The organism is Suttonella indologenes (assembly GCF_900460215.1).
Taxonomy (GTDB): Bacteria; Pseudomonadota; Gammaproteobacteria; order Cardiobacteriales; family Cardiobacteriaceae; genus Suttonella; species Suttonella indologenes.
This window is the reverse complement of record NZ_UHIA01000004.1, coordinates 876,504-900,589: the sequence shown is the minus strand read 5'-3', so window position 1 is coordinate 900,589 and position 24,086 is coordinate 876,504. Positions and strand designations below refer to the sequence as shown.

At 45.7% G+C, this 24,086-nt stretch carries 14 protein-coding genes and 3 pseudogenes; 14 read left to right on the top strand and 3 right to left on the bottom strand.

Annotated features, from left to right (window positions below; translation table 11 throughout):
* The first annotated feature begins 147 nt into the window (after positions 1–147).
* Complete coding sequence (locus tag DYC63_RS08440) at positions 148–534, top strand: DUF4878 domain-containing protein (protein ID WP_115218816.1); 387 nt, start codon at positions 148–150, stop codon at positions 532–534.
* 103 nt (positions 535–637) lie between these two features.
* On the opposite strand, the gene putA is transcribed toward DYC63_RS08440, so the two are convergent.
* Positions 638–4,240, bottom strand: a complete 3,603-nt coding sequence (gene putA, locus DYC63_RS08435; RefSeq protein WP_115218815.1) for a bifunctional proline dehydrogenase/L-glutamate gamma-semialdehyde dehydrogenase PutA — start codon at positions 4,238–4,240, stop codon at positions 638–640.
* Positions 4,241–4,438: 198 nt separating this feature from the next.
* On the opposite strand from putA, the gene lhpI reads away from it, so the two are divergent.
* Positions 4,439–5,380 carry a bifunctional Delta(1)-pyrroline-2-carboxylate/Delta(1)-piperideine-2-carboxylate reductase gene (lhpI, locus tag DYC63_RS08430; RefSeq protein WP_115218814.1) on the top strand — a complete coding sequence of 314 codons (942 nt, stop codon included), beginning with the start codon at positions 4,439–4,441 and terminating at the stop codon, positions 5,378–5,380.
* A 79-nt stretch (positions 5,381–5,459) separates the two neighbouring features.
* A pseudogene (locus DYC63_RS08425) lies at positions 5,460–5,684 on the top strand (MFS transporter); the annotation flags it as partial.
* 136 nt (positions 5,685–5,820) lie between these two features.
* Here the strand turns inward: DYC63_RS08425 and DYC63_RS08420 are convergent.
* A pseudogene (locus tag DYC63_RS08420) lies at positions 5,821–6,813 on the bottom strand (sodium:solute symporter family transporter); the annotation flags it as partial.
* Between DYC63_RS08420 and DYC63_RS08415 the strand changes: the two are divergent.
* The 10 genes and pseudogenes from DYC63_RS08415 to DYC63_RS08370 all read left to right on the top strand — a co-directional run.
* A pseudogene (locus DYC63_RS08415) lies at positions 6,804–7,382 on the top strand (HlyD family type I secretion periplasmic adaptor subunit); the annotation flags it as partial. The pseudogenes DYC63_RS08420 and DYC63_RS08415 sit on opposite strands and share 10 nt — an antisense overlap.
* On the top strand, positions 7,379–8,866 hold the full coding sequence (locus tag DYC63_RS08410; RefSeq protein WP_115218812.1) for a TolC family protein: 1,488 nt from the start codon (positions 7,379–7,381) through the stop codon (positions 8,864–8,866). The pseudogene DYC63_RS08415 and the gene DYC63_RS08410, both read left to right, overlap by 4 nt.
* Before the next feature lie 534 nt (positions 8,867–9,400).
* Positions 9,401–9,763 (top strand): hypothetical protein, encoded by a 363-nt coding sequence (locus DYC63_RS08405; RefSeq protein WP_147284951.1) that lies wholly within the window; start codon positions 9,401–9,403, stop codon positions 9,761–9,763.
* 4 nt (positions 9,764–9,767) lie between these two features.
* Positions 9,768–11,261, top strand: coding sequence for a hypothetical protein (locus DYC63_RS08400; RefSeq protein ID WP_147284950.1), 1,494 nt, complete (start codon positions 9,768–9,770; stop codon positions 11,259–11,261).
* A 3-nt stretch (positions 11,262–11,264) separates the two neighbouring features.
* The gene (locus DYC63_RS08395) at positions 11,265–11,786 is read left to right on the top strand and encodes a hypothetical protein (RefSeq protein ID WP_115218809.1); all 522 of its coding nucleotides are present in this window, start codon (positions 11,265–11,267) and stop codon (positions 11,784–11,786) included.
* Between the two features lie 176 nt (positions 11,787–11,962).
* A complete protein-coding gene (locus DYC63_RS08390; RefSeq protein WP_072281770.1) occupies positions 11,963–12,694 on the top strand; it encodes a hypothetical protein in 732 nt (243 codons plus the stop codon).
* 18 nt (positions 12,695–12,712) lie between these two features.
* Positions 12,713–14,413 (top strand): hypothetical protein, encoded by a 1,701-nt coding sequence (locus DYC63_RS08385; protein ID WP_115218808.1) that lies wholly within the window; start codon positions 12,713–12,715, stop codon positions 14,411–14,413.
* 44 nt (positions 14,414–14,457) lie between these two features.
* On the top strand, positions 14,458–14,928 hold the full coding sequence (locus DYC63_RS08380) for a hypothetical protein (protein WP_147284949.1): 471 nt from the start codon (positions 14,458–14,460) through the stop codon (positions 14,926–14,928).
* Positions 14,929–14,930: 2 nt separating this feature from the next.
* Positions 14,931–15,122 (top strand): TolC family protein, encoded by a 192-nt coding sequence (locus DYC63_RS08375; protein ID WP_147284948.1) that lies wholly within the window; start codon positions 14,931–14,933, stop codon positions 15,120–15,122.
* A 403-nt stretch (positions 15,123–15,525) separates the two neighbouring features.
* Positions 15,526–16,161 (top strand): hypothetical protein, encoded by a 636-nt coding sequence (locus tag DYC63_RS08370; RefSeq protein ID WP_115218805.1) that lies wholly within the window; start codon positions 15,526–15,528, stop codon positions 16,159–16,161.
* A 92-nt stretch (positions 16,162–16,253) separates the two neighbouring features.
* Here DYC63_RS08370 and DYC63_RS12685 read toward each other — a convergent pair whose 3' ends face one another.
* Positions 16,254–16,511 (bottom strand): hypothetical protein, encoded by a 258-nt coding sequence (locus tag DYC63_RS12685; RefSeq protein ID WP_172459467.1) that lies wholly within the window; start codon positions 16,509–16,511, stop codon positions 16,254–16,256.
* 250 nt (positions 16,512–16,761) lie between these two features.
* Between DYC63_RS12685 and DYC63_RS08365 the strand changes: the two genes are divergently transcribed.
* Complete coding sequence (locus DYC63_RS08365) at positions 16,762–23,973, top strand: putative Ig domain-containing protein (RefSeq protein WP_172459466.1); 7,212 nt, start codon at positions 16,762–16,764, stop codon at positions 23,971–23,973.
* The last annotated feature ends 113 nt before the right edge of the window (positions 23,974–24,086 follow it).

The following is a 24,086-nucleotide window of genomic DNA, read 5'->3' as shown; positions in this document are numbered from 1 at the left end:
CATCAAAATTTCCTTACTGGTTGAAACCCCTCCCTTTAGGGAGGATAATCTGTGAGAGAGGTGTAACCTCTTCCAATTCAGGGCAACACGTAGAGCGACGCTTTATGTGTCGCTCTGTGTGTTGAAACATCATATTAGGAAAAATCTATGAAAAAACTCCTTGTCTTATCCGCATTAAGCCTGATGCTTTTAACCGCCTGCGGCAAAGAAGCCCCTGCCGAAGCGGCGGAAACCTTCTTTACCGAACTCTTGCAAGGCGATGTTAAAAAAGCCCTTTCTATCGTCTATCTGCCTGCGGAAGTCAATAATCCTTTCGGTCTGGACTTATTGGAACAAGTCTTCAATGCCATGCAGGAAGAGCTGAAAAAACAAGGCGGAGTCAAAAAAATCACAGCGGAAAAAGTGACTTATAACAGCGATAAGACTCAGGCAAGCGTTGTGCTGAAAATCGAAACCAATAACGGTCAAGTAAAAAGCAGCGAGTCGATTAATGTGGTTAAAGATAACGGTGTATGGAAAGTAAAAATGCAATAAAGCAAAGGATTATTATCGTATTGCATCAGGCGGTGGGCATTTTGCCGCTTGAAATATCCAGAACATCAGGCTGCTCTTTAAGCAGCCTGATTTTTTAAGCATGTTAATCCGCCATCGCCATCAGGCTGGCATTGCCGCCGGCGGCGGTGGTGTTGATGCTGCATGAAATTTCTTCAAATAGTTGCAACACGTCCACGCCTTGTTCGGAAGGCAGGATTTTCACCAAGGCGCCGTCGCTGCCGGCAAGCTGCTGTTTGACGGCAAGCGGCAGGTTTTCCAAGGCAATCACATGGCTGATACCTTCTGCCGTCGGATCGGTGCTGATGCGGATTAGGTCTTCCAAGCCGGCTTGGTGGGCGGCTAAAGGGGAATCGGCGGCAACAATCGCTTCCATGCCCGAAGCGGCCAATACGGTCAATGCGGCAAAAGCCTGCTGCAAATCGCCGCCGTAGAGCCATACTTTTTTCGGGGCATGCCAGCTGAGCACATTGCGCTCGCCAGTCGGACCGGTGAGTACGCTTTCGGCGCCGCATAAGGTTTGCAGACGTGTCCGCCCGGCAATGGCGGCAAGATTGAGCTTCTGCTCTTGCGATAAAGGCAGCTGATGCAATTGGGCTTGAATGCGTGCCAAGGCGGTTTCGTCGACGCTGCCGATGCGGCTGAGGGTCGGCTGTTTCCAGTGCGTGATGCCGCTGAGTTTTTGCAGGTAGAACGGGCCGCCGGCTTTCGGGCCGGTGCCTGACAGACCGTGTCCGCCGAAGGGTTGCACGCCGACCACGGCGCCGACGATATTGCGGTTGATGTAAACGTTGCCGGCTTCAATGCGCGATCTGATGTGTTCCACCGTGCCGTCGATGCGGCTGTGTACGCCGTGGGTCAGCGCGTAGCCTTTGCCGTTGATTTGGTCGATGATGCTGTCCAGTTCGTCGGCGCGGTAGCGCACCACGTGCAGCACAGGACCGAATACTTCGCGCTGCAATTCGTTTAAATTGTTCAGTTCAAACAAAATCGGGGCGATAAAGGTGGCATTGTCGGCGTATTCAGGCAGCTTAATCTGATGATAAGACTTGGCGGCCGTTTTCATTTTGTCGATGTGGTTTTGCAGGTTTTGCTGCGCTTCGGCATCAATCACGGGGCCGATGTCGGTGTGCAGGCGCATCGGGTTGCCGACACGCAATTCGTTCATCGCGCCTTTAATCATGCCAATCATATGCTCGGCCACGTCTTCCTGCACGCACAAAATACGCAGCGCCGAACAGCGTTGGCCGGCCGAATCGAAGGCGGAATTGAGCACATCGGCGCAGACTTGTTCCGCCAAGGCGGTGGAATCGACAATCATGGCGTTTTGGCCGCCGGTTTCGGCAATCAGCACGGGGTTGTCCTCGCGTTTGGCCAAGCTTTGGTTAATCAGGCGCGCCACTTCGGTCGAGCCGGTGAAAATCACGCCGCCGATACGCGCATCTTGCGTGAGCGCCGCGCCTACTTCGCCTGCGCCCAATACCAGCTGCAAGGCTTCGAACGGCACACCTGCCTGATGCAGCAGCTGCACGGCATAATGGGCAATCAGGCTGGTCTGTTCGGCAGGTTTGGCGACCACGGTATTACCGGCAGCCAATGCCGCCGCCACTTCGCCGACAAAAATCGCCAGCGGGAAGTTCCAAGGGCTGATGGCGACAATGGTGCCGACACCTTGCGCGCTTTCAGGCAGCGTTTGCTCGGCTTCATCGGCATAGTAGCGGCAGAAATCTACCGCTTCGCGCACTTCGGCAATCGCGTTTTGCAGGGTTTTGCCGGCTTCGCGCACCGCCAGCATCATCAATGCGGCTGTGTGCTGTTCCATCAAATCGGCAAAACGGCGTAGACAGGCGGCACGTTCGGCAGCCGGCGTTTGGCGCCAAGCCGTTTGTACGGCCACCGCTGCGGCAATCGCTTCTTGCGCCAAGGCGGCATCGGCAAAGGCGACCGTACCGACCACATCATTATGATCGGCAGGATTTTTGACCGCTTGCGGCGCAGTTGCTTCACGCGGCTTGCCGTTTACAATCGAGGCTGCCTGAAAATTGTGCGCGGCGGCTTGGTTCATTTGCTGCTGCAAATCCTGCAACACATGTTCATTGCTCAAATCCACGCCTTGCGAATTTTGGCGGTCTTTGCCGTATAAATCGCGCGGCAGCGGCAAAGCTGCATGTAAATGAATACCTTCTTCGGCGATAGTATCGAAAGGGCTACGAATCAGTTCGTCAATGCTGATTTTTTCATCGACGATTTGATTCACAAACGAGGAATTGGCACCGTTTTCCAACAAACGGCGCACCAAATACGCCAACAGCGTTTCGTGCGTCCCCACCGGTGCGTAAATGCGCACGCGGCGACCCAAGTTTTGCGGACCGACCACTTGGTCGTACAGGGTTTCGCCCATGCCGTGCAGGCATTGGTGTTCAAAATCCTTGCCCTTGCCCATTTCGTAAATCGCCGCCAACGTGTAGGCATTGTGGGTGGCAAATTGCGGGAACACGGCATCTTGCGCGTCCAGCAGTTTGCGCGCGCATGCCAGATAGGAAATGTCGGTATGCACTTTGCGGGTATAGACAGGATAGCCGTTGAGTCCGTCCACCTGCGCCCATTTGATTTCGCTGTCCCAATACGCGCCTTTTACCAAGCGAATCATCAATTTCTGATTATTGCGGCGCGCCAAATCCACCAAATAATCAATCACAAAGGGGCAGCGTTTTTGGTAGGCCTGCACCACAAAACCGATGCCGTTGTAACCCGCCAAATCAGGATCGGACACCAAAGTTTCCATCAAATCCAGCGACAATTCCAAGCGGTTGGCTTCTTCGGCATCGATGTTCAGGCCGATATTATATTGTTTTGCCAATAAAAACAGCTGTTTCAATTTCGGCAGCAGTTCGGTCATCACGCGCTCGTGTTGGGCGCGGAAATAGCGCGGATGAATCGCCGATAATTTCACCGAAATGCCGTTGCCTTCATACACGCCCTGACCTGCCGCATCCTTGCCGATGGCGTGAATCGCGGTAAGGTAATCCTGATAATAGCGATCGGCATCGGCTTGGGTAAACGCCGCTTCGCCCAGCATATCGAATGAAAAACGGTAGCCCAGTTTTTCGCGTTCTTTGCCGTTTTTCAATGCTTCTTCAATAGTTTGCCCGGTCACAAACTGCTTGCCCAGCATGCGCATGGCATAGTTCACGCCTTTGCGAATTAGGGGCGCACCGCCTTTGTTTAAGACGTTTTTCAGACTGCCTGAAAGCGATTCGCTGCTGGGTGCGTTGGTCAGTTTGCCGGTAATCAGCAAGCCCCAAGCGGCGGCGTTTACAAACAGGCTCGGGCTGTTGTTCAAATGGCTTTGCCAATCGCCGTCTGCAAGCTTGTCGGCAATCAGTTTATTGCGCGTAGCATTGTCGGGAATGCGCAGCAGGGCTTCTGCCAAGCACATCAGCGCCACCCCTTCTTCGCTGGACAAGGAAAATTCGTGCATCAGCGCATCCACGCCGCTGGCTTTGCGGCGGCTGGCGCGCACTTGGGTGACCAAACGGCGCGCCAAATCATCGGCGGCACGGCGCTCTTCATCGCTCATCTGCGCCTGTTGCAGCATATCCTGCACGGCTTTGATTTCATCGCGGCGATAAGCCTCAGTCACTGCTCGGCGTAAGGGCGTTTGTTCGGGGTGGGCAAATTGGAACATGGTGATTTCTCCTTAGTTTCTCCTGAAAAACAGATGGCATTCAATCATAGGCTAGAAAAACATTATTCATAAAACATGATGTCTTAACAGCTTTCAATATTAAGCATCGCTTAAATTAATTTACACTTAAATATTGACAGCTTTTATTTTACAAGATAAGTTTTCAAGCAATAAAGCTTTTTAAGCAAAGGTCTCCTCATGCTACATTACGACTCTTCCCAAACTTCCGCCGCTCTACCGTTTCCCGAATTGGTGGCGGCGGTAGAAAAACTGTTTGCCCAAGGCTGCGAAGTGCCGCTGCGCCACAACCATGCCATTACCGATGCACAAAACAACAAAATCGGCACCCTGCTGCTGATGCCCGCTTGGCAGCCGGAACGCTGGTTGGGCGTGAAAACCGTATCCATTTTTCCGCAAAACGCCCGACACAATCTCCCCAGTCTGCACTCGGTTTACATTTTATACAGCGCAGACACCGGCAAACCGGCCGCCATTTTTGACGGCGACAGCATCACTTCACGCCGCACCGCCGCCGCTTCCGCATCGGCCGCACGCTTTTTAAGCCGCAAAGACAGCAAAACCTTGCTGATTGTAGGTGCCGGTCGTGTGGCGGAACTGCTGCCCGATGCCTATTTAAGCGTGCGCCCGATTGAACGTTTTATCATCTGGAATCAAACTCAGGATAAAGCCGAAAGTCTGGCAGTTCGTCTGCGCGACAGAGGTTTGCAGGCGGAAGCCGCAAGCGACTTGGCTTCCGCCGTGAAGCAGTCCGACATCGTCAGCTGCGCCACTTTGTCCACCGCCCCTTTGATTTTGCGCGAATGGCTGCAAGCGGGCACGCATCTGGATTTAATCGGCGGCTTCGCCCCCGATATGCGCGAAACCGACGATGCCTGTTTTGCCGATACCAGTGTGTTTGTGGATACCGAAGAAGCCTTGATGAAAGCCGGTGATTTACTCTCCCCGATTGCGGCTGGTGTGTTCGCCCCCGAACGTGTTCGCGCCACCTTAAGCGATTTATGCCGTCTGCAACACAAAGGACGCGAACATGCCGAGGAAATCACTGTATTTAAATCCGTCGGCAGCGCCTTGGAAGATTTGGCGGCGGCGGTATTGGCTTACGAACACCTGAATTCTTAAATTTATAAAAGCATCCAAACAGATCGTTTGGATGAAATCATGAGCAATAATAAAACAACACTACATTTGGAAAAACATCATACAAAACCCTCAAATATCTAAACGCGTGCTGCTGGCCAGTTTAATCGGCAGCTCCATCGAATGGTTCGACTACTTCCTCTACGGCACGGTTGCCGCACTGGTGTTCAACCAATTATCCTTTCCGGCAGAAGACCCGACCGTCGGTACCATGCTGGCATTTGCTTCTTTTGCCTTATCGTTTTTTATCCGTCCTTTCGGCGGCATTTTGTTCAGCCACAGCGGAATATGCGCCCAAAGAACAGCGCGGCTTTTTCGGCAGCGTAGCGCATGTTAAGGCGCTCTTATCAATCAGTCATAAAGCCGATTAAGATTGTAGAGTAAGACATTCATCGTCTTTTCATTTCATAATCGGCTATCTCTCAATATATTGCGCGATAATCCGCATCTGCTTTTTCGAATTTTTCCACCACTTCGCGCTCAGGCGTTTTGCTCAATAAGGATACGGCAACCACCGCCAAGCCGCACAAAATAAATCCGGGCACGATTTCATACATGGTCGGCAAACCCGCTTTGCTCAATGCCGGATTCACTTTTTCCGCCCATAGCACCACCACGACTGCGCCGCTAATCATGCCGGCCAAAGCGCCTGAAGCCGTCATGCGCTTCCACATCACCGATAAAATCACCACCGGTCCGAAGGCTGCGCCGAAGCCCGCCCAAGCATAGGACACCAAGCCCAGCACTTTGCTGTCGGGATTACCGGCAATCAAAATGGCAATAATCGCCACCGCCAATACCATAATCCGCCCTACCCAGACCAATTCGTTTTGCGCAGCATTCGGGCGCAGAAAGCCTTTGTAAAAATCTTCGGTAATGGCGCTGGAACAGACCAAGAGCTGGCAAGACAGCGTAGACATCACCGCTGCCAAAATCGCACTCAAAATGACGCCGGCAATCCAAGGGTTAAACAATAAGGTTGCCAAAGCAATGAAAATGCGTTCGTCATTACCGCCTAATGCCTCTATTTCCTCGGGATGACCGCCGAAATAAGCAATGCCGAAATAACCGGCCGCCACCGCACCGCCCAAGCAGACAATCATCCACGTCATACCGATGCGGCGTGCACTATTAAGCGATTTTACATTTTCCGCCGCCATAAAGCGCGCCAAAATATGCGGTTGTCCGAAATAGCCTAAACCCCAAGCGGCGGTAGAAATAATGCCTAAGAAGGTCGTACCGGCAAACAAGCTGCCGTATTCTTTGCCGGTATTGGCAGCCACAGCCTGCACCGCCGCGCTCATTTCCGCCGCACCGCCCAAGCTGAGATAGACCATAATCGGCGTTAAAATTAGGGCAAAGAGCATCAGCGTCGCCTGTACGGTATCCGTCCAGCTCACCGCCAAAAAGCCGCCGCGTTAATGAGCAGAACCTCCGCCGTGATACCCTAGATGCCATTCGCCAAGCGAATGAACAAATTGCGCAACTCAGTCCGCAAATTGAAAAAGCGCAGCAGCGGCAACAACTGCTTACCCTCAAAGCACCCGTATCAGGCACCGTGCAGCAGCTGGCAGTACACACAATCGGCGGCGTTGTGACCGCAGCCCAAAGCGTCATGGTCATTGTGCCTGATGACTATCAGCTCCACGCGAGCGTATGGATACTGAATAAGGATATCGGCTTTATTCGCCAAGGGCAGCCAGCGGTCATTAAAATCGAAGCCTTCCCCTATACACGCTATGGCTATATCACTGGCAAAGTCGAACATATCAGCTACGATGCCATCGAAAATGAGAAACTTGGCTTAATCTATGCCGCAACCATTAAACTGGATAAAGACACCCTAATGATTGACGGTCAACCTGTCCGCCTAAGTGCAGGCATGAACCTTACCGCAGAAATCAAAACGGGCAAACGCAGCGTGCTGGACTATCTGCTCAGTCCGCTGCAAACCAAACTTGACGAAAGCCTCAAACAACGATGACCAGAAACAATCACTACTGCCGGCTGCTTATCGCCGCCATACCGCTTTTGACCCTAACAGCCTGCGTACAAAACGCTTTACAACAGCCATCATCTAACACGCTTGCCCCTACCCAAGACAGCCGCAAAGCTGCCGAGCATACAGCCTATGCCGTGCCTAGTCCGCCAAGCCTGCACACGGATAAACCAAACGAATTTTCACAAACTGGCGAACTGCCTATATCCCGTACAGAAAAAACATCTTTCTCTCTCATAGAAGCATGGCGGGCTGCGCAGCAATATGCAGCCACTCATCATGCTGCAGAATATGCTCGTGATGCCGCTCAAGAACCGCAAAACCAAGCAAAAGCCCAGCTTTTGCCGCATATATCAGCGAATGCCAACTACAGCGACCGCGCTCAAGATGCTTATGACAAATACCGTACACATGGCTGGAATATCCAACTCGTACAGCCGCTTTACGACAAAGCACATTGGGCGCAGTACCAAGCGGAAAAAATCACCGCACAGCTTGGAGAAGCTCAGCTGCAGTGCAGCGATGATGACCTCATGTTAGAAGTCGCGAAAGCCTACTTTGAAGTCTTGGCGGCGCAAGAAAAACTAAAAAGCCTCGCTGAAGAAAAAACCGCCTACCAAGCCCAAATTCAACAGACACAAGGCAATTTCCAGCTTGGACAAGGCACGATTCTTGATACCTATGAAGCGCAAGCAAACTATGATGCTGCCGTTGCCAAAATCATCAAAACCCAAACAGACCTGACTTCAGCACAAAATAAACTCGCAGCTTATACAGGGCATAACGCTACCCGTCTTACCCCGATCAAAACAGGGCATCTTCCAGACCTCAGCAGCCGTTATACAGAAAACGACTGGATTGATATGGCACTCGCCAACAGCAACACCCTACGCAACAAACAATTAGAAATCGATAAAAGCCAAGCTGATGAAGCCGTTGCCAAAAGCGGGCACTATCCACAAGTATCACTCACCGCAGGCTACCAAGATAATCACAACAACATCGGCTATACAAACGGCAGCAACAATAACACCCGTAACAAAGGGACGTATGTCGGCATTCAATTCACCCTGCCGCTTTATAGCGGCGGCGAAACATCAAGCAAAATCCGCCAGCAAGAAGCATTAGTCAAACAGAAACAAGCTGAATATCGTGCTGAAAAAGAGCAGCTTATTTTGAACGTCAAACAGCAATATACCGCATTGCAAGGGTGGAAAGCACAAATAGCGGCCCAAGAAAAACTGCTTGCAACCAACCAAGCCAAACTAAAAGCCACCAAACTCGGCAATCAATACGGCATGAGCTATCCGCTTGAAATTCTGCAAGCAGAAAAAGACCGTGCCAATGCCGCTGAACAGCTGCAAGAAGCAAAATATCAATACATCACCACATGGATCACCTTACTACAGCTTAGCGGCTTGATCCGGCAGGAAACGCAAATCAACGCTTTAAAGATGCTGTTTGAGTAGTACATCACAATAGAAATATGAGACCTTTGCAAAACCCCAAAAACTGGAGAAGCTCAAGTTTTTAAAATTAAAAAAGTGAATTTAAATCAGTACCTTGATTTTTCTAGCAGTAGAGAAAATTCGTGTAAAACGGAATTTTACAAAGGTCTCAATATATTAGCTACCCACAGATGATATATGCCATTACGCTGAGAAAACATAAGGTTGTTATAAGCCTAGTAGACTATTTTGAGCTGAGAAAGCTGGCTATAAAGTTCAATGCAAGTGGCTAGATAAAAATGAAAACAATTTTGACGAGTTTGAAAGAGGTTGATAAAATTTATGTATATTCATAAAATTATCAGTATATATATTTATGCAATTTATTATAAAGTTATTCTGTATGAAGATAAAATATTTCGTTAGCTTAATATTGGTTCTGATTTCATATGTCTGTTTTGGTTGGTCTATCCTATTTTTAGGAGTTATTTTATCTATTCCTTATTCTTTTTGGGTATCGAATGGAAAACGTTTTTTATGACAATGTGTACCATAATGATTGGACTTGTGTTGTTTTTTTCAACAAAAATTCCAGAAGATATTGATTTTAATAATCAAAAGAATGATGTTGTTATTTTAGATAAAGGGATTGGCTATTCTTTTAACTTATTTGGCAAACTTTATTCCCCAGAATATTTTGATGTGTGTCATAACAAAGAGACGAAAATATCTTATGTTGACATTTATTCGCCTGGTGATAAAGAAACAAGGAAAGTTATTACTTCTGCATCATGTAAAAATTCACAAGAATATAATCAAATATCAACTATAAAACTCGAAATATTAAAATTTAAAGTCGGATTGATGGTTCTTTTAGTTTTTTCAGCTTTTTTCTTTTTGTTAGATAAGAGGAGATAGGGAAATGATATATTCAACATTAAGACAAATGTATGACTTTTATAGTGATGGAATGTCTGCTACAGATATAGCTAACTCTTATATTAACGATTTAGCTAATAAATCTACTAGAGATGTTTTAGAAGATACTATATCTATGGTTCAGGTTGTTGCCAATATGGGAGATTCCTTAGGGAAGGGTAATGAATTAACAAATAACGCATCTTCATCACTTTCTACATTATCTTTGGCTAATGATGCGGCTAAAATATATCAATCTATAACTCAGAAAAATGAAATTAATCTACATGATTTAAATAATCTCCTAGGTAATTTATTTGTTGCGGCAGGAGATGGTTTAGCTTCTCGTGGCTTTAAAGCAGGAGAGATTTTTTCTGTAGCTGGTATATTTATTAAAGAATACGGCGATCATACTTATAATGATGGTAACTCAATTATGGCGGCTGATGACTTCTTTAACGCTGATAATTTCAAAGGTTTTCTTTGGGAAAAAGCTGAAGATTGGTCAAAATTTGTTTATTCTGCTTTCCCGGATTGGATGAATCCATGGCTAGATTTGGATCGTTCAAAGGAGCAAAAATACTATTTCACCGATCCCTTGATTATTGATCTTGATGGCAATGGGATTAAAACCCTTGCAGCAGCGGTAAACCGTGCAGTGATGTTTGATGATAATGCCAACGGCATCCGCAATGCGATAGGTTGGGTGGATGCCAATGACGGTATTTTAGTCCGCGACATTAACCAAGATGGCAAGATCAATAATGGCCGTGAGATTTTTGGTGACGCCTATGAACTTAAAAGCGGTGCGCTTGCTAAAAACGGCTATGAAGCATTAGCGGAATTTGACAGCAATCAAGACGGCAAAGTGGATGCCAATGATGCTGATTTTGCCGAGCTGCGGATTTGGAGAGACGTAAACAGCAACGGTATTACCGATGACGGCGAATTATTAACGCTTGAAGCCGCCGGCGTAAAAGCACTGAACCTTGAACACACCGCTGTTGATGAGAAACTTGAAGGTGATAACACGATTACCCAAAAAGGCAGTTATGAAAAATTAGATGGTTCAACTGCTGAGATGGGGGATGTAAACTTTACGCGCAATACTTTGGTTTCTGAATATGTAGAAAAAATTCCTCTCACATCAGAACAATTATTATGGATGAACTTAAAAGGCGTAGGCAATTTGCGAGATTTACGCGAAGCGGCGGCAACCTTTGAACCTTTAGCTGAAACTAAGCGTGAATCTTTGCTAGATGACTTAATTTATCGCTGGACAGGCAGTGAGGATGTTGATCCTTATAGCCGCGATCCTAAGAAAATTTATCCGCATGTGATGGATGCCCGCCAATTAGTGACGCTTGAGCATCTCACAGGGCATGGCTATCTGGGTACTTGGTGCTGGGGTTCAACTATGGGAGACCATCTCAGCACCTCAAAACTTTGCAGAAATGGTGTGAAATTTAATGCTAATCTACTTCAGCCCCAAGAATAAATTATGAGATATACTCCCATCAATCAATTTTTTGTATTGTTTTTTTTTCCAGCATGTATTTATTGTTTTATTTTTTTTCCATTTGCGTGGAATAATTCTCTAGATGCGTATTTTAATTTCGATTACCATAATAATTTTTATACAAATTTTATTTCTTTAGGGGCAGCTTTTGACGCAAAAAATATACATACATTTTTAAGAGCTTATATAACCATTCCATTAGGTATCTTATTTTCTTTAATTTTTACATTAAGCTTGTTTAAATTTAATAAACAAAAAAATATTCAATGGGCTGTAGAGTTACCATATTATTTTTCTAGGAAATTAAAATATGGCATGCTCTGGATCTATTCAATTATAGGTTATATTTTAATTGGCGCTGAACATGCCTATACTAATAAATCTCATCTTACTGAAAGCAGTTCTTTCCTTGTCGGAGGAGCAGAATTTCTAATTATGATGACTATTTGTTATTGTATGGGCTACTTTGCAATACTTGCTTTAAGGAGAGAAAAAAATGAGTGAATGTGATAATAGAGATAATATGGGAAAAAGTTCTTCTGATGATATCATGACAGTTGCTATCTCTGTCTATAATGGTGTTGATGTTTTACCTCAGAGTCTGCTTATGACTAGATTCGTCAAGCCTGTGCACCTTTTTTATTTTTGATTTAAATAAAATAAATTTTCGGAGTCTATAGATGTCTGATAGTGAGTTCACTAATAAGTTGATAGATTTTTCAACTAATGTTTTGAAAGAAGATTTTTATAATAGAGAGTTTAAAATATATAATATTATTCATATGCAAGATAGAAAATTCTATATTGATTATTTTAATCTTTATAAAAAATCTGAACAAAATAAAGAAAGGCGAATAGCTGAAACATTGGGAATATATTTTATTCCCCCATTTGTTATGGTATCAATAATATCTGGGTTTCTTATTTATAATTTCTACGATTATTTTTATTTTGATTCAATAAATAAAGTAGGTATTTTTTTTAGTATTACTAAAATGCCAGAAAAGCAATATCTACTAAAAGGTTATTTTTTTATATTTATTATTTTGTATACTTTGATGGTTTTGTTTCTTGCAAGAAAATATTTTGTCATTGTTAGGAATTTTGATTCTTGGAAAAATTTTTTCTTATATTATGCTGATATAATTGTAGTATCTTTTGTAATTTTAGTTTTATTATTGGCGGCACCAATGGTTGAGGTACTATCTACTTATAGTAATGTGACTAGGTATGATTTTGATATCTCTCCTGCTGGAATAATAAACTATTTTTGTCTTCTTTTTTTTATTGTTTTCTTTTTAATATACAGGTTATGTTATTTTAGCCTATTTTTTTATAGAAAATCAGAAATGGATGCAATTACCACATCCATAGCTTCATCATACGCTTTTTATAAATTTTGTGAGAAATAAAACTTAAGGAGAATTACTATGAGTAATGTCTGTGAGAATAAACAACCTAAAGATTACTCTGAACTTGCTAATGATCTTAATAACTGGGTTCAGATGTATGCTAATGCAGCATCAATTGATGAAGCATCGGAAAAGTTTAAATTCTATAAACAATTTCTATTGGATAAATATGGTTCTGACTATTTTGCTAAAAAGGTTATAAATAGGCATAGTACATTGAGAGGAGTTCTTAATGAATTAGGGTCTGATAAATTTAGAAAAGATATCTCGAATCAATTTAGTCAATTTGTTAAAAATAACTATAATACAGGACAAAGAGTGTATGATTATATGTCTTCTAAAGGATATATATATTCTGAAGCGGATAAACAATACTATTGGAAAAAGGCACAAACTTATTATGAAATAAGGGATGATATTAATTCAATCCAAAGAAACGCCCAAAAATTTGCAACACAACTAGGTAAGAATTTAAGTGTTGCTGGAAATGTAGCTAATGCAATTGTACCTATAGTTGATATAGTTGGAAATTGTAATACTGCTCAAGCAGCAAAAAATTCATTCGTTGCAGTCTCATCAAATTTTATAACTAGAGGATTACTTTCTTTTATTCCTGCTGTTGGTCCAGTTGCGGCTATGCTTGGTGGAGCTTTACTAAGTTACCCTGTTAGCACAGGACTAGGTTGGCTTTATGACAAAGCTTATAAAGCTTTTACTGGGAACGAAATTCCTAAAGGGAATCAATGTACAGATAATCAACCCAATATATCTGAAGCGGAATGTACCACATCACCTTTGGTTATTGATTTAAACAAAAATGGTATTCAAACTTTTCCTTTAGGTATTTCTACACGCTTTGACTTAGATAATTCTGGTTTTGCAGAGCGAACTGGTTGGCTAGATGAGCATGACGGCTTACTAGTATTAGACCTAAACGGCAATGGAAAAATTGATAATGGTGCGGAGCTTTTTGGTAATCATACCGCATTAAAAGATGGGACTTTAGCTTCTGATGGTTTTGCCGCTCTTCATCAATATGATGAAAACGGCGACGGTATCATTTCATCGACCGACTCTATCTGGTCAAAACTCAAAGTTTGGCGGGATAAAAATATTAATGCCAAAACGGAAGATGGTGAATTATATTCACTTGATGAACTTGGTATCGCATCTATTAGCGTACAGGCTCAGACTGTCAAAGAAACCGATGAGTCGGGAAATCAGATATCACACCGAGCCGAAGTTAATTGGACAGATGGTGGCGTATCTAATATTGAAGACGTATGGTTCAAGGTCAATACAGCTGACTCAAAATATCTTGGTGATGTGGATATATCTGATGAGATTTTATCTCTTCCTGATGTGTATGGTTTTGGCAATGTACCTAACTTACAGATAGCAATGAGCAAAGACAGCAAGCTCAAAGCAATGGTAGAAGAATATATTGCCGCAGATGAAACTAAGCGTGAATCTTTGCTAGATGTCTTAATTTATCGCTGGACAGGCAGTGAGGACGTTGATCCTTATAGCCGCGATCCTAAGAAAATTTATCCGCATGTGATGGATGCCCGCCAATTAGTGACGCTTGAGCATCTCACAGGGCATGGCTATCTGGGCACCTGGTGCTTCGATTTAATTATGAGACACCGTTTCAGCAGCTCAGAACTCTGCGGAAATGGTGTGAAATTTAATGATAATCTACTTCAGCCCCAAGGATAAAATATGAGATATACTCCTATCAATCAATTTTTTGTATTGTTTTTTTGCCAGCATGTATTTATTGTTTTATTTTTCTGCCTCTTTCATGGAATAGTTTATTTTCTGAATTAAATAAGTCTCTTGATAATTATGGTATATACATAAATATAATTTCTCATGCTGCAAATGCAGATGCACAGCATGTGTTTTTTAGAACCTACTTAACCATACCTTTAGGAATTTTATTTTCTTCTTTTTTTATATTAAGTCTGTTTAAATTTAATAAACAAAAAAATATTCAATGGGCAATAGATATCCCTCGCTATTTTAGCAAAAAACTAATATTTGGTCAGCTTTGGATTGCGTATCTAATGGCGTACAATTTGTTTAGCTCTAATCAAGATTATGGTTATTCTAGTACTGGTCACCCTAACCTTGTTATCGTTTCAGGTTCAGAATTATTAGTTATGGTCGCAATTTGTTATAGTATGGGCTACTTTGCAGTCCTTGCTTTAAGGAGAGAGAAAAATGAGTGAATGTGATACAAGAAAAACTGCTTGCAACCAACCAAGCCAAACTAAAAGCCACCAAACTCGGCAATCAATACGGCATGAGCTATCCGCTGGAAATTCTGCAAGCAGAAAAAGACCGTGCCAATGCCGCTGAACAGCTGCAAGAAGCAAAATATCAATACATCACCACATGGATCGATCACCTTACTACAGCTTAGCGGCTTGATCCGGCAGGAAACGCAAATCAACGCTTTAAAGATGCTGTTTGAGTAGCACATCAGGATAGCCATACGCCAGCAATCACCAGTCTTAGACGGTGCAGTCAAGGAGGCTGAGAAAGCACAAGGCTGTTAGCAGCTGGGGCTGTTGTTGTCAGATGAGCAAGATTGGCATAAAAATTAATGCAAACGGCAGGTTGCAGATAAAAATAATTCTTGACAAAGCCAGAAAAACAAAATATCTTCATAATAAAAAAGAGTAGCTATCGTGTCACTAGTATCCAAAAATATGTTATTAATGCTTATAAAAGTAGGTTGGTGCTTAAAATTATACATAATAAGTTGAAGATATTATCTCATAGGTATTAAAAACACCAATTTTTTTGATGCGAGAACATTCTTTATGAGTTATAAAAAATACGGAAAAATAAAAACCGAAGAAGGGTTTTATATCGTAAACTTTCCTTCCTTTAAAACTAATCCAGTGTTATACACTTATTTAAAACTAAAAAGTTTTTTAGCTTATAAAGAAGAATCATTAGGAGAATGTATTTTAAGCCTTCTTTTTTATGCATTTCTTGCATTTTACTCTTACTACTATTCAGTCTATACTTTCTACGATAGTCTGAATGTAAGTAGAGAAGAGTATGTAATAAACGGTCCATTTACAATCAGATATCGTTTACCTGAAGTAAAATTTGGTAGTCCCATTTTAACAGTTACTAAAGATAATCAAACATGGTGTTTCTCATGTATAGGAACTTGGGAAGATTTCTGTAAGAATAAAAAAGGTATTTATAACTTTTCAGATGATTATGTTTTATTCTATCAGAATAGATACAAAAATATTACTGAAAATAGCATTGCAATAAGTAGAATAGTTAATAAAGAAAAAAAAGAAAATATTTTTATTAACAAAGAAATGAAATTTTTTTATAGAAAAATAACTCTTTATTTTTGCTTTCACTTCTTCTTATTGATTTATTCTGTTTACATAATTTTTAATATTGCAATTAGTATTTATAAATCTTGGAGGTAGATTATGGGCAGTCCATTTATGACTACTTTTGATGTTATAGTAAAACTTACATCAAGTTCAGCAAGTTCTCTAAATAATTTAGTAGGAGCTAGTTATGATTTTGATTGTGAGAGAAATATTAGAGGTAGCGTTAAGTCAGTTAATATTATATCTGACGGCTTATATGCTGCCAGTTCAGGTATGTATGAAGAAGGTATTGTAAGAAAACTAGCGAAATTTACTGGTGCTTTAGGTATAATTACTTTTGCTGCTAAGGTTATAAATAGAAATGAAAAATTAACTTGGTCAGATACTCTCGGCTTTTTATCTGCTGCATTTACTATGGCAAACAAATTTAATGTAGTAGGCATGGTGTTCAGTTTTGCATCTATAGGTTTGACATTTATAGACTTATCTGAGGAGGGATATCCAAAAGGTTCTAATGATAAGCTATGTAATAAGCCTCCAAAACCAACATCTCATCCTAATATAGATGATGCTGAGAGAACCGTTTCTCCACTTGTAATAGACTTAAACAAAGGTGGTATTGAAACTACCTTTTTAAGAAATGGTGTATTTTTTGATCTAGATAATAGCTTATTTGCTGAAAAAACAGCATGGTTGAATAGAAATGATGGATTTCTCGCTTTAGACCTAAATAGTAATGGAAAAATTGATAACGGTGCGGAGCTGTTCGGCAATCATACCGTTTTACAAGATGGAACGCTTGCCGCTGATGGATTTGCAGCCCTGCGTCAGTATGACACGAACGCCGATGGCGTTATTTCTGCTCAAGATGCGATTTGGTCACAGCTCAAAGTTTGGCAGGATAGAAACTATAATGGCAAAACAGATGCTGACGAACTCTCTTCCTTGTCTGATTTAGGTATTGCTTCTATCAATCTTCAAGCGCAGCAAGTTCATGAAACAGATGACGCTAATAACGATATTTCCCATCGTTCGCAAGTTACCTGGACAGATGGCACTCAGTCCGACATTGAAGACGTATGGTTTAAAGTCAACACTGCGGATTCTCGTTATACTGGAGCGGTAGACATTCCTGAGGATGTAGCTACTCTGCCCGATGTTCATGGTTTTGGCAATGTACCTAACTTACAGATAGCAATGAGCAAAGACAGCAAGCTCAAAGCAATGGTAGAAGAATATATTGCTGCAGATGAAGCTAAGCGTGAATCTTTGCTAGATGCCTTAATTTATCGCTGGACAGGCAGTGAGGACGTTGATCCTTATAGCCGCGATCCTAAGAAAATTTATGGTCATGTGATGGATGCCCGCCAATTAGTGACGCTTGAGCATCTCACAGGGCATGGCTATCTGGGCACATGGTGCTGGGGCGAACGCGATCCTAATCCTCATGGGCATGCAGCACCTAAATTAATTGTTGAATATCAGAAGTTTGCTAATTATGTGCGTGCCGCTATTGCCGATCAAGTGGATTATGGTGGTTTATTTTCACCTGAAAACACCAATAGCCCACTTATATGGACTATTGTAGACCAACTACTTACCCAAGCCTATGAAAACGGAGATGAAACGAGAATATTATCTTTGGTTCAACATATGGAGGATTTGGGAGCTTATTATGGTGATTATCAAACAACACTTGCCTCTCATTTAGAAGCATTAAGCAATGAACGTGGTGGTATTTTTTCAGCACTCATAAATCACCGCTACTACAAGGGTACAGAAGTTGCCGACAAGCTGCTTGGTACAGATAAGGATGAGGCGTTTGACGGCCGCGGCGGAAATGATTTGCTCCAAGGCGGTGCAGGTAATGATATTTATCGCTTTAGCGGCAAATTTGGCGATGACCGTATTTATGACAGCGCTGGTAACGATTCAATTGTATTCACGGACGCGTCTATTACCGCACAAAACATCAGCTTCACTCGCGATATATCAAGCGTTACGATTCATACTCCGCAAGGTACGATTCAGTTAGATAATTTCTTCAATTTTGACGGCTCTGTTTATCAAGGCCGTATTGAAAAACTGCAATTTGCTGATGGTTCAACCGTATCATGGGAAGATATTGTCGAAACCTTGAAACCTAATCCTACTGAACAAGCCGATAAGCTATACTACACTGCTGAAACAGATAACATCTCTGCACTTGCTGGCGATGATGAGATTTACGCTGGTGATGGAGCAAATGTTATCGATGCAGGTGCTGGCAATGATACCGTTTATGCGGGTAATGATGACGATAGCATTACTGGCGGATATGGTGATGACGTATTGAATGGCGCAAATGGTGCAGATACCTATCACTATCGTCTTGGAGACGGTAACGATACCATTGTTGACCATTTTGAGGCGACAGGGCACAACAATCGATTAGTATTGCATGAGCTAAGCAAAGACGATATTCAAATGGCACGTGTTAATGGGGATGATTTACGCATCACCATTAAACAAACAGAACATACAATCACCGTTAAGAACTACTTTAATGGTCAGGCGATAACAGGGTATGTTTTTGACCGCATTGAGTTTGATGATAACACTGCTTTTGAAACAGATGAAATTCGCACGCTCGTCCAACAAGGAACGGAGCAGAACGACACGCTATACGGCTACAGCACGGATGACGTGCTGCATGGCGGTGCAGACAATGACATTCTCTACGGCAACGATGGCGACGACATCCTTGATGGCGGCGAAGGCGCCGACCGCATTGACGGCGGCGAAGGCAGCGACAGCATCACCGGCGGCAAAGGCAGCGACACCTTAAACGGCGGCGCTGGCGATGACACCTACATTTACCGCTTAGGCGATGGCAGCGACACCATCACCAACAAAGACGAAAACAGCGGCGGCACCGACACGCTGAAACTTGAAGGCATCAGCCAAGCGCAGGTAACCGCTGCACGCGACGGCAATACACTGCTGCTGCACCTTGCCGACGGCGCAGTCATTAGCGTAACAGACTACTTTGACGGCAGCGATGCCAGCAGCAATGCCATTAACGTTATCGCCTTTGCCGATGGGCAATGGGACATTGCTGCGGTGAAAGAGAAAGTCCAAATCAGCAGCGGACAAAACGACAAGCTCTACGGCTATGACAGAGCCGACAGCCTCGACGGCGGCGCCGGCAATGATGAACTGTATGGCTACGGCGGTGATGACACCTTAAATGGCGGCGAAGGCGCCGACCGCATTGACGGCGGCGCAGGCAACGACAGCATCACCGGCGGCAAAGGCAGCGATACCTTAAACGGCGGCGCTGGCGACGATACCTACTACTACCGCTATGGTGATGGCAGCGACACCATCAATAACTACGGCGGCGGTACAGATACCCTAGCGCTGCAAGGACTGACGCCTGCCCAAGTAACCGCATCACGTGATGGCGGCAGCCTGATTCTCACTCAAGACAATGGCCAGACCATTACCGTTAACGGTTATTTTGACACGCACGGCGCAACCAATGCTGCGCTTGCACAAATTACCTTCGACAGCAGCGCTGAAGTCTGGACGCCGGAAATTATCAAAGCCAAAGTTCAGGAAACTACCGAGCGCAATGACAAGCTCTATGGCTACGACGGCGCAGATGCCTTAGATGGCGGCGCAGGCAATGACCAGCTCTTTGGCTATGCTGGCAACGACACCTTGAGCGGCGGTGAAGGCAATGACTACATTGACGGCGGCGAAGGCAATGACCTCCTCGCTGGCGGAGAAGGCAATGATACGCTGAGAGGCAGTTCAGGCAGCGACACCTACCTTTACCGCCATGGCGATGGCAATGACACCATCATCAACAGCGGCAATACCGACGGCGATCGCGACACCTTACAGTTCGCAGATATCCGCTCCGATGCCGTGCGTGCCGTCCGCATCAACGATAATCTTGTCCTGCACTTAGATAACGGCCAGCACATCACCGTGCAAGACTATTTTGCCAACGATGCCGAAGGTAAAGACACCCTGCAGAGCATCGCATTTGCAGATGGCAAAACATGGGACATTGCAGCTGTTAAAACACTCGTACAGCAAGGTACCGAGCAGGCTGATACCCTGTATGGCTACCGCGATGCCGATACACTCGACGGCGGTGCCGGCGATGACACCCTTTATGGCCGTGCCGGCAATGACGAACTGCATGGCGGACTAGGCAGCGACAGACTCTATGGCGAAGACGGCGAAGACCGCCTCTACGGGGATAATGGCGCGGACAGCCTCTATGGCGGCAAAGGCAATGACCGCCTAGAAGGCGGAAATGGCAACGACACCCTATCAGGCGGACAAGGCGATGATGCCCTGCTTGGCGGTGCCGGCAACGATACCTATATCTTCCATAGCGGCGATGGCCATGACACCATCTTGCACGCAAGCCTCACCGACTATGAGACCAACACCCTGCGCCTGCAGGACATTGCGCCAGAAACCGTTAACCTCAAATCTGACGGCGATGACCTGCTGATTGTGATGAACGCCACGAAAGAAAGCGTACGCGTTCAAGGCTATTTTGCAGAAGGCGCAGAAAAACGCGGTATTGATCGAATCGTATTTGATAACGGTACCGTTTGGCAGGAATCCGACATTGCCCAGCACACCCTGCACGAAACCGACGGCGATGACGTCCTCGTCGGCAGCGTATTTGATGATGTGATTGATGCCAAAGGCGGCAATGACAGCATTACAGGCGGCAAAGGCAATGACACCTTGAACGGCGGCGAAGGCGACGACACCTATTACTATCAGCTTGGCGATGGCCATGACACCATTACCGATATTGCAGGAGACGACCGCATTATCTTTGGTGCAGGCATCCGCCGTGAAGACGTCAGCTTCAGCCGCGTTGACAATCATCTGTTAGTCTCCGTCAATGGCGATGCGGCCATAACCATCACAGATTGGTTTACCGACGCAGACCACCGTATCGAACACTTCCAGTTTGCCGACCAAACAGAGTGGCGCATCGACGACCTGAAAGCGATGAACATTCCCAGCCAGTTTGCTGACGGCGATGACGTCGTACAAGGTTGGGACGGCATAGACACCATAGATGGCGGTGCCGGAGACGACCAGCTCTTTGGCAATGGCGGCAGCGATACGCTGATAGGCGGTTTAGGCAGCGATGTACTAGACGGCGGCGCAGATGCCGACACCCTAATCGGCGGCAAAGGCGACGACACTTACCGTATTGACAGCCAAGACACCATCATAGAAAAAGCAGATGAAGGCTACGATACCGTTGAAACCGACTCAAGCTTTACCCTCGTCAACACCAACCTAGAAGCAGTTACCTTATTGGGCGATAAAGACGCCGATGCTACAGGCAACGATGCGGATAACCGCCTCACAGGAAACAGCGGCAATAACCGCCTAGACGGCGGCGCAGGCGCAGACATCATGCAAGGCGGTGCCGGCGATGATTATTATGTTGTTGACCGTTATGACAGCGTGGCACAAGACAGCAGCTGGAGCAGCTACTTAGTAGCGGGCGATAAAGTCATCGAAGCAGCCGATGGCGGCATTGATACCATTGAGCGCCATGCCGATCCATTCATCATCAGCAAAGACAGCATGGGCAACCCTGTTAACACAGGACAATACGCCGACCTAGAAGACAATGTTGAGAATCTGATTCTCAAAGGAAGCGCCGCTGCAGCCTATGGCAACGCACTGGATAACGACATCGTCCTCAATGCAGCCGATAACATCGTCAATGCCCGCGGCGGCAACGACACCATTCACTATCAAATCGGCGGCGGAAAAGACGAGATGAACTTCTTGGATAACACAGCCGCCCGCGACAGCCTGCATATCTCAGGCGTAAACGATAAGGATGCAAACGTCCGCCGCAGCGGCGATGATATCGTCATCACCTTCAATCATGATGCGCACGATCAAATTACCCTCAAAGACCACTTCAAAGCCAGTACCAATCATGGCAGCAGCGTCTATGACAGCAAAGTCGACAGCATCGTCTTTGATGATAACGGCCGTGAGTGGACGACAGACTATCTGGAATACCTCGCGCAAGGCGGCACGCACTCCACAGCGCCGACAGCCGTAAACAACACACGCCTCAATGCCATTGAAGCAGAAACCTTAACGGCGAACCTGAATGACTACTTTACCGACAGAGAAGGCGATGCCCTGCACTTTACCGTCAGCACCGCCGATGGCAGCGCCTTGCCGGATTGGCTGCATATTGACTTAGCAACAGGCGCCATCAGCGGCAAACCGCCAATCGGCGCAGCAGACCTGACCCTCAATGTGACCGCATCCGAAGCCTCCAGCCTCAGCGCCAGCACGACAGTCGATCTGGTGATTGCTGATAACCAAGCACCGCGGCGGCTGCGCCATCCTGATGATATCGCCGTCACCGAAGCCGTCGCCTTTACCATCAGCCTGCCGGACAACCTCTTTGCCGATCCGGAAGGACATGCGCTCAGCTATACCCTGACCGCGCAAGACGGCACCGCATTGCCGGCGTGGCTGCAGTTTGATGCAGATACCCGCACGCTGAGCGGTACAGCGCCCGCGGACGTATCAACACTGGGCTTGCGCCTGCAGGCAACAGATGCGGCGAATTTACACAGTGAAACCGCATTTGCGCTGAATATTGCGCCGAACCAAGCGCCGGTATTGGTATTGCCGTATAACGACATCCGCATCAACGAAGGCGAGAACCTCCAGCAAATCCTCGACCTGAGCCGCTTTAACGACCCAGAAGGCAGCAGCCTGACCTTTACCCTGACCCAAAGCAATGGCGATGCCCTGCCGGCATGGCTGAGCTTTGATGAGCAAACAGGGCAATTAAGCGGACAGGCACCGCTTGGCAGCCAAGACCTCAGCCTCAAAATCCAAGCGCAGGACAGCGCAGGAAAACGCAGCGCCGATAACTTTGACCTGCATATCAATGCAGCGCCGCAGCTGCAGGGAGACCTAGGCGCCCAAGCCGCTGCAGAAGGCAAAACCTGGCGCTACTATCTGCCGCTCTGGCAATTTAAAGATCCGGAAAACGGCGCCCTCAGCTACCGCATCACCATGAATGATGGTGCTGAACTGCCCAGCTGGATGCACTATGACGAGTACACCCATGCCATCACGGCAGAAGTGCCGATCGGACAAGACGACTTTACCCTGAGCATCACCGCGACAGATGCATACGGCTTAAGCAAAACCGGCAGCATTCCCGTCAGCATTACCCATACCGACCGCGAACTCCATACCCCATGGAACGGCGGTACCGTTATCGGAGAAAGCGGCAATGACAAGCTTTACGGCAGCTGGTTCAATGATGTGCTCTCTGGCGGTAAAGGAGACGACACCTTAATCGGTTTGATAGGCAGCGACCTCCTGATCGGCGGCAAAGGTAATGACCTGCTGCAGGGCGGGCTTGGTAGCGACACCTACCAATACCAAAAAGGCGATGGGCAGGACATCATTGATGATGAGGGCGGAGTGAATGACACCCTGATACTGCAAAACTACCGTCTTGAAGACATCCGGCTGGAGCGCAAGAATAATGACCAGATTCTGCACTTTGCAGGCAGCGATGACACCATCACGATCAAAGACCGCTATGCGGCTGCAGACAAAGGCCGGATAGAGCATTTTGTCTTCGACAATGAGACGATGGACTATCGCGGCTTTGAAGCAAAAGTGCAGGCTTACAGCGCGGGCGGCAATCGCGATGCCAATGACCGCAGCGCGGCTCAGGCGAACCAATTGGTCAATGCCATGGCATCCTTTGGTTCAGGGGCTGCAGCGCCGGCAGATGCGCCTAACAGTCTTGGTGCAGACGCTGCGCTTCTGGCCGCAGGCGCAGTAAATGATCCGAATCGGATTGGCGGGTAATAAATGCAGTTTTGCTTAAATTAATATTTGCACTAACGCCTCATCAAATTCTTGGTGGGGCAAATATAAACTTAGGGGCTGAAGTAGATTGATGCTTATTTCAATCTGCTTCA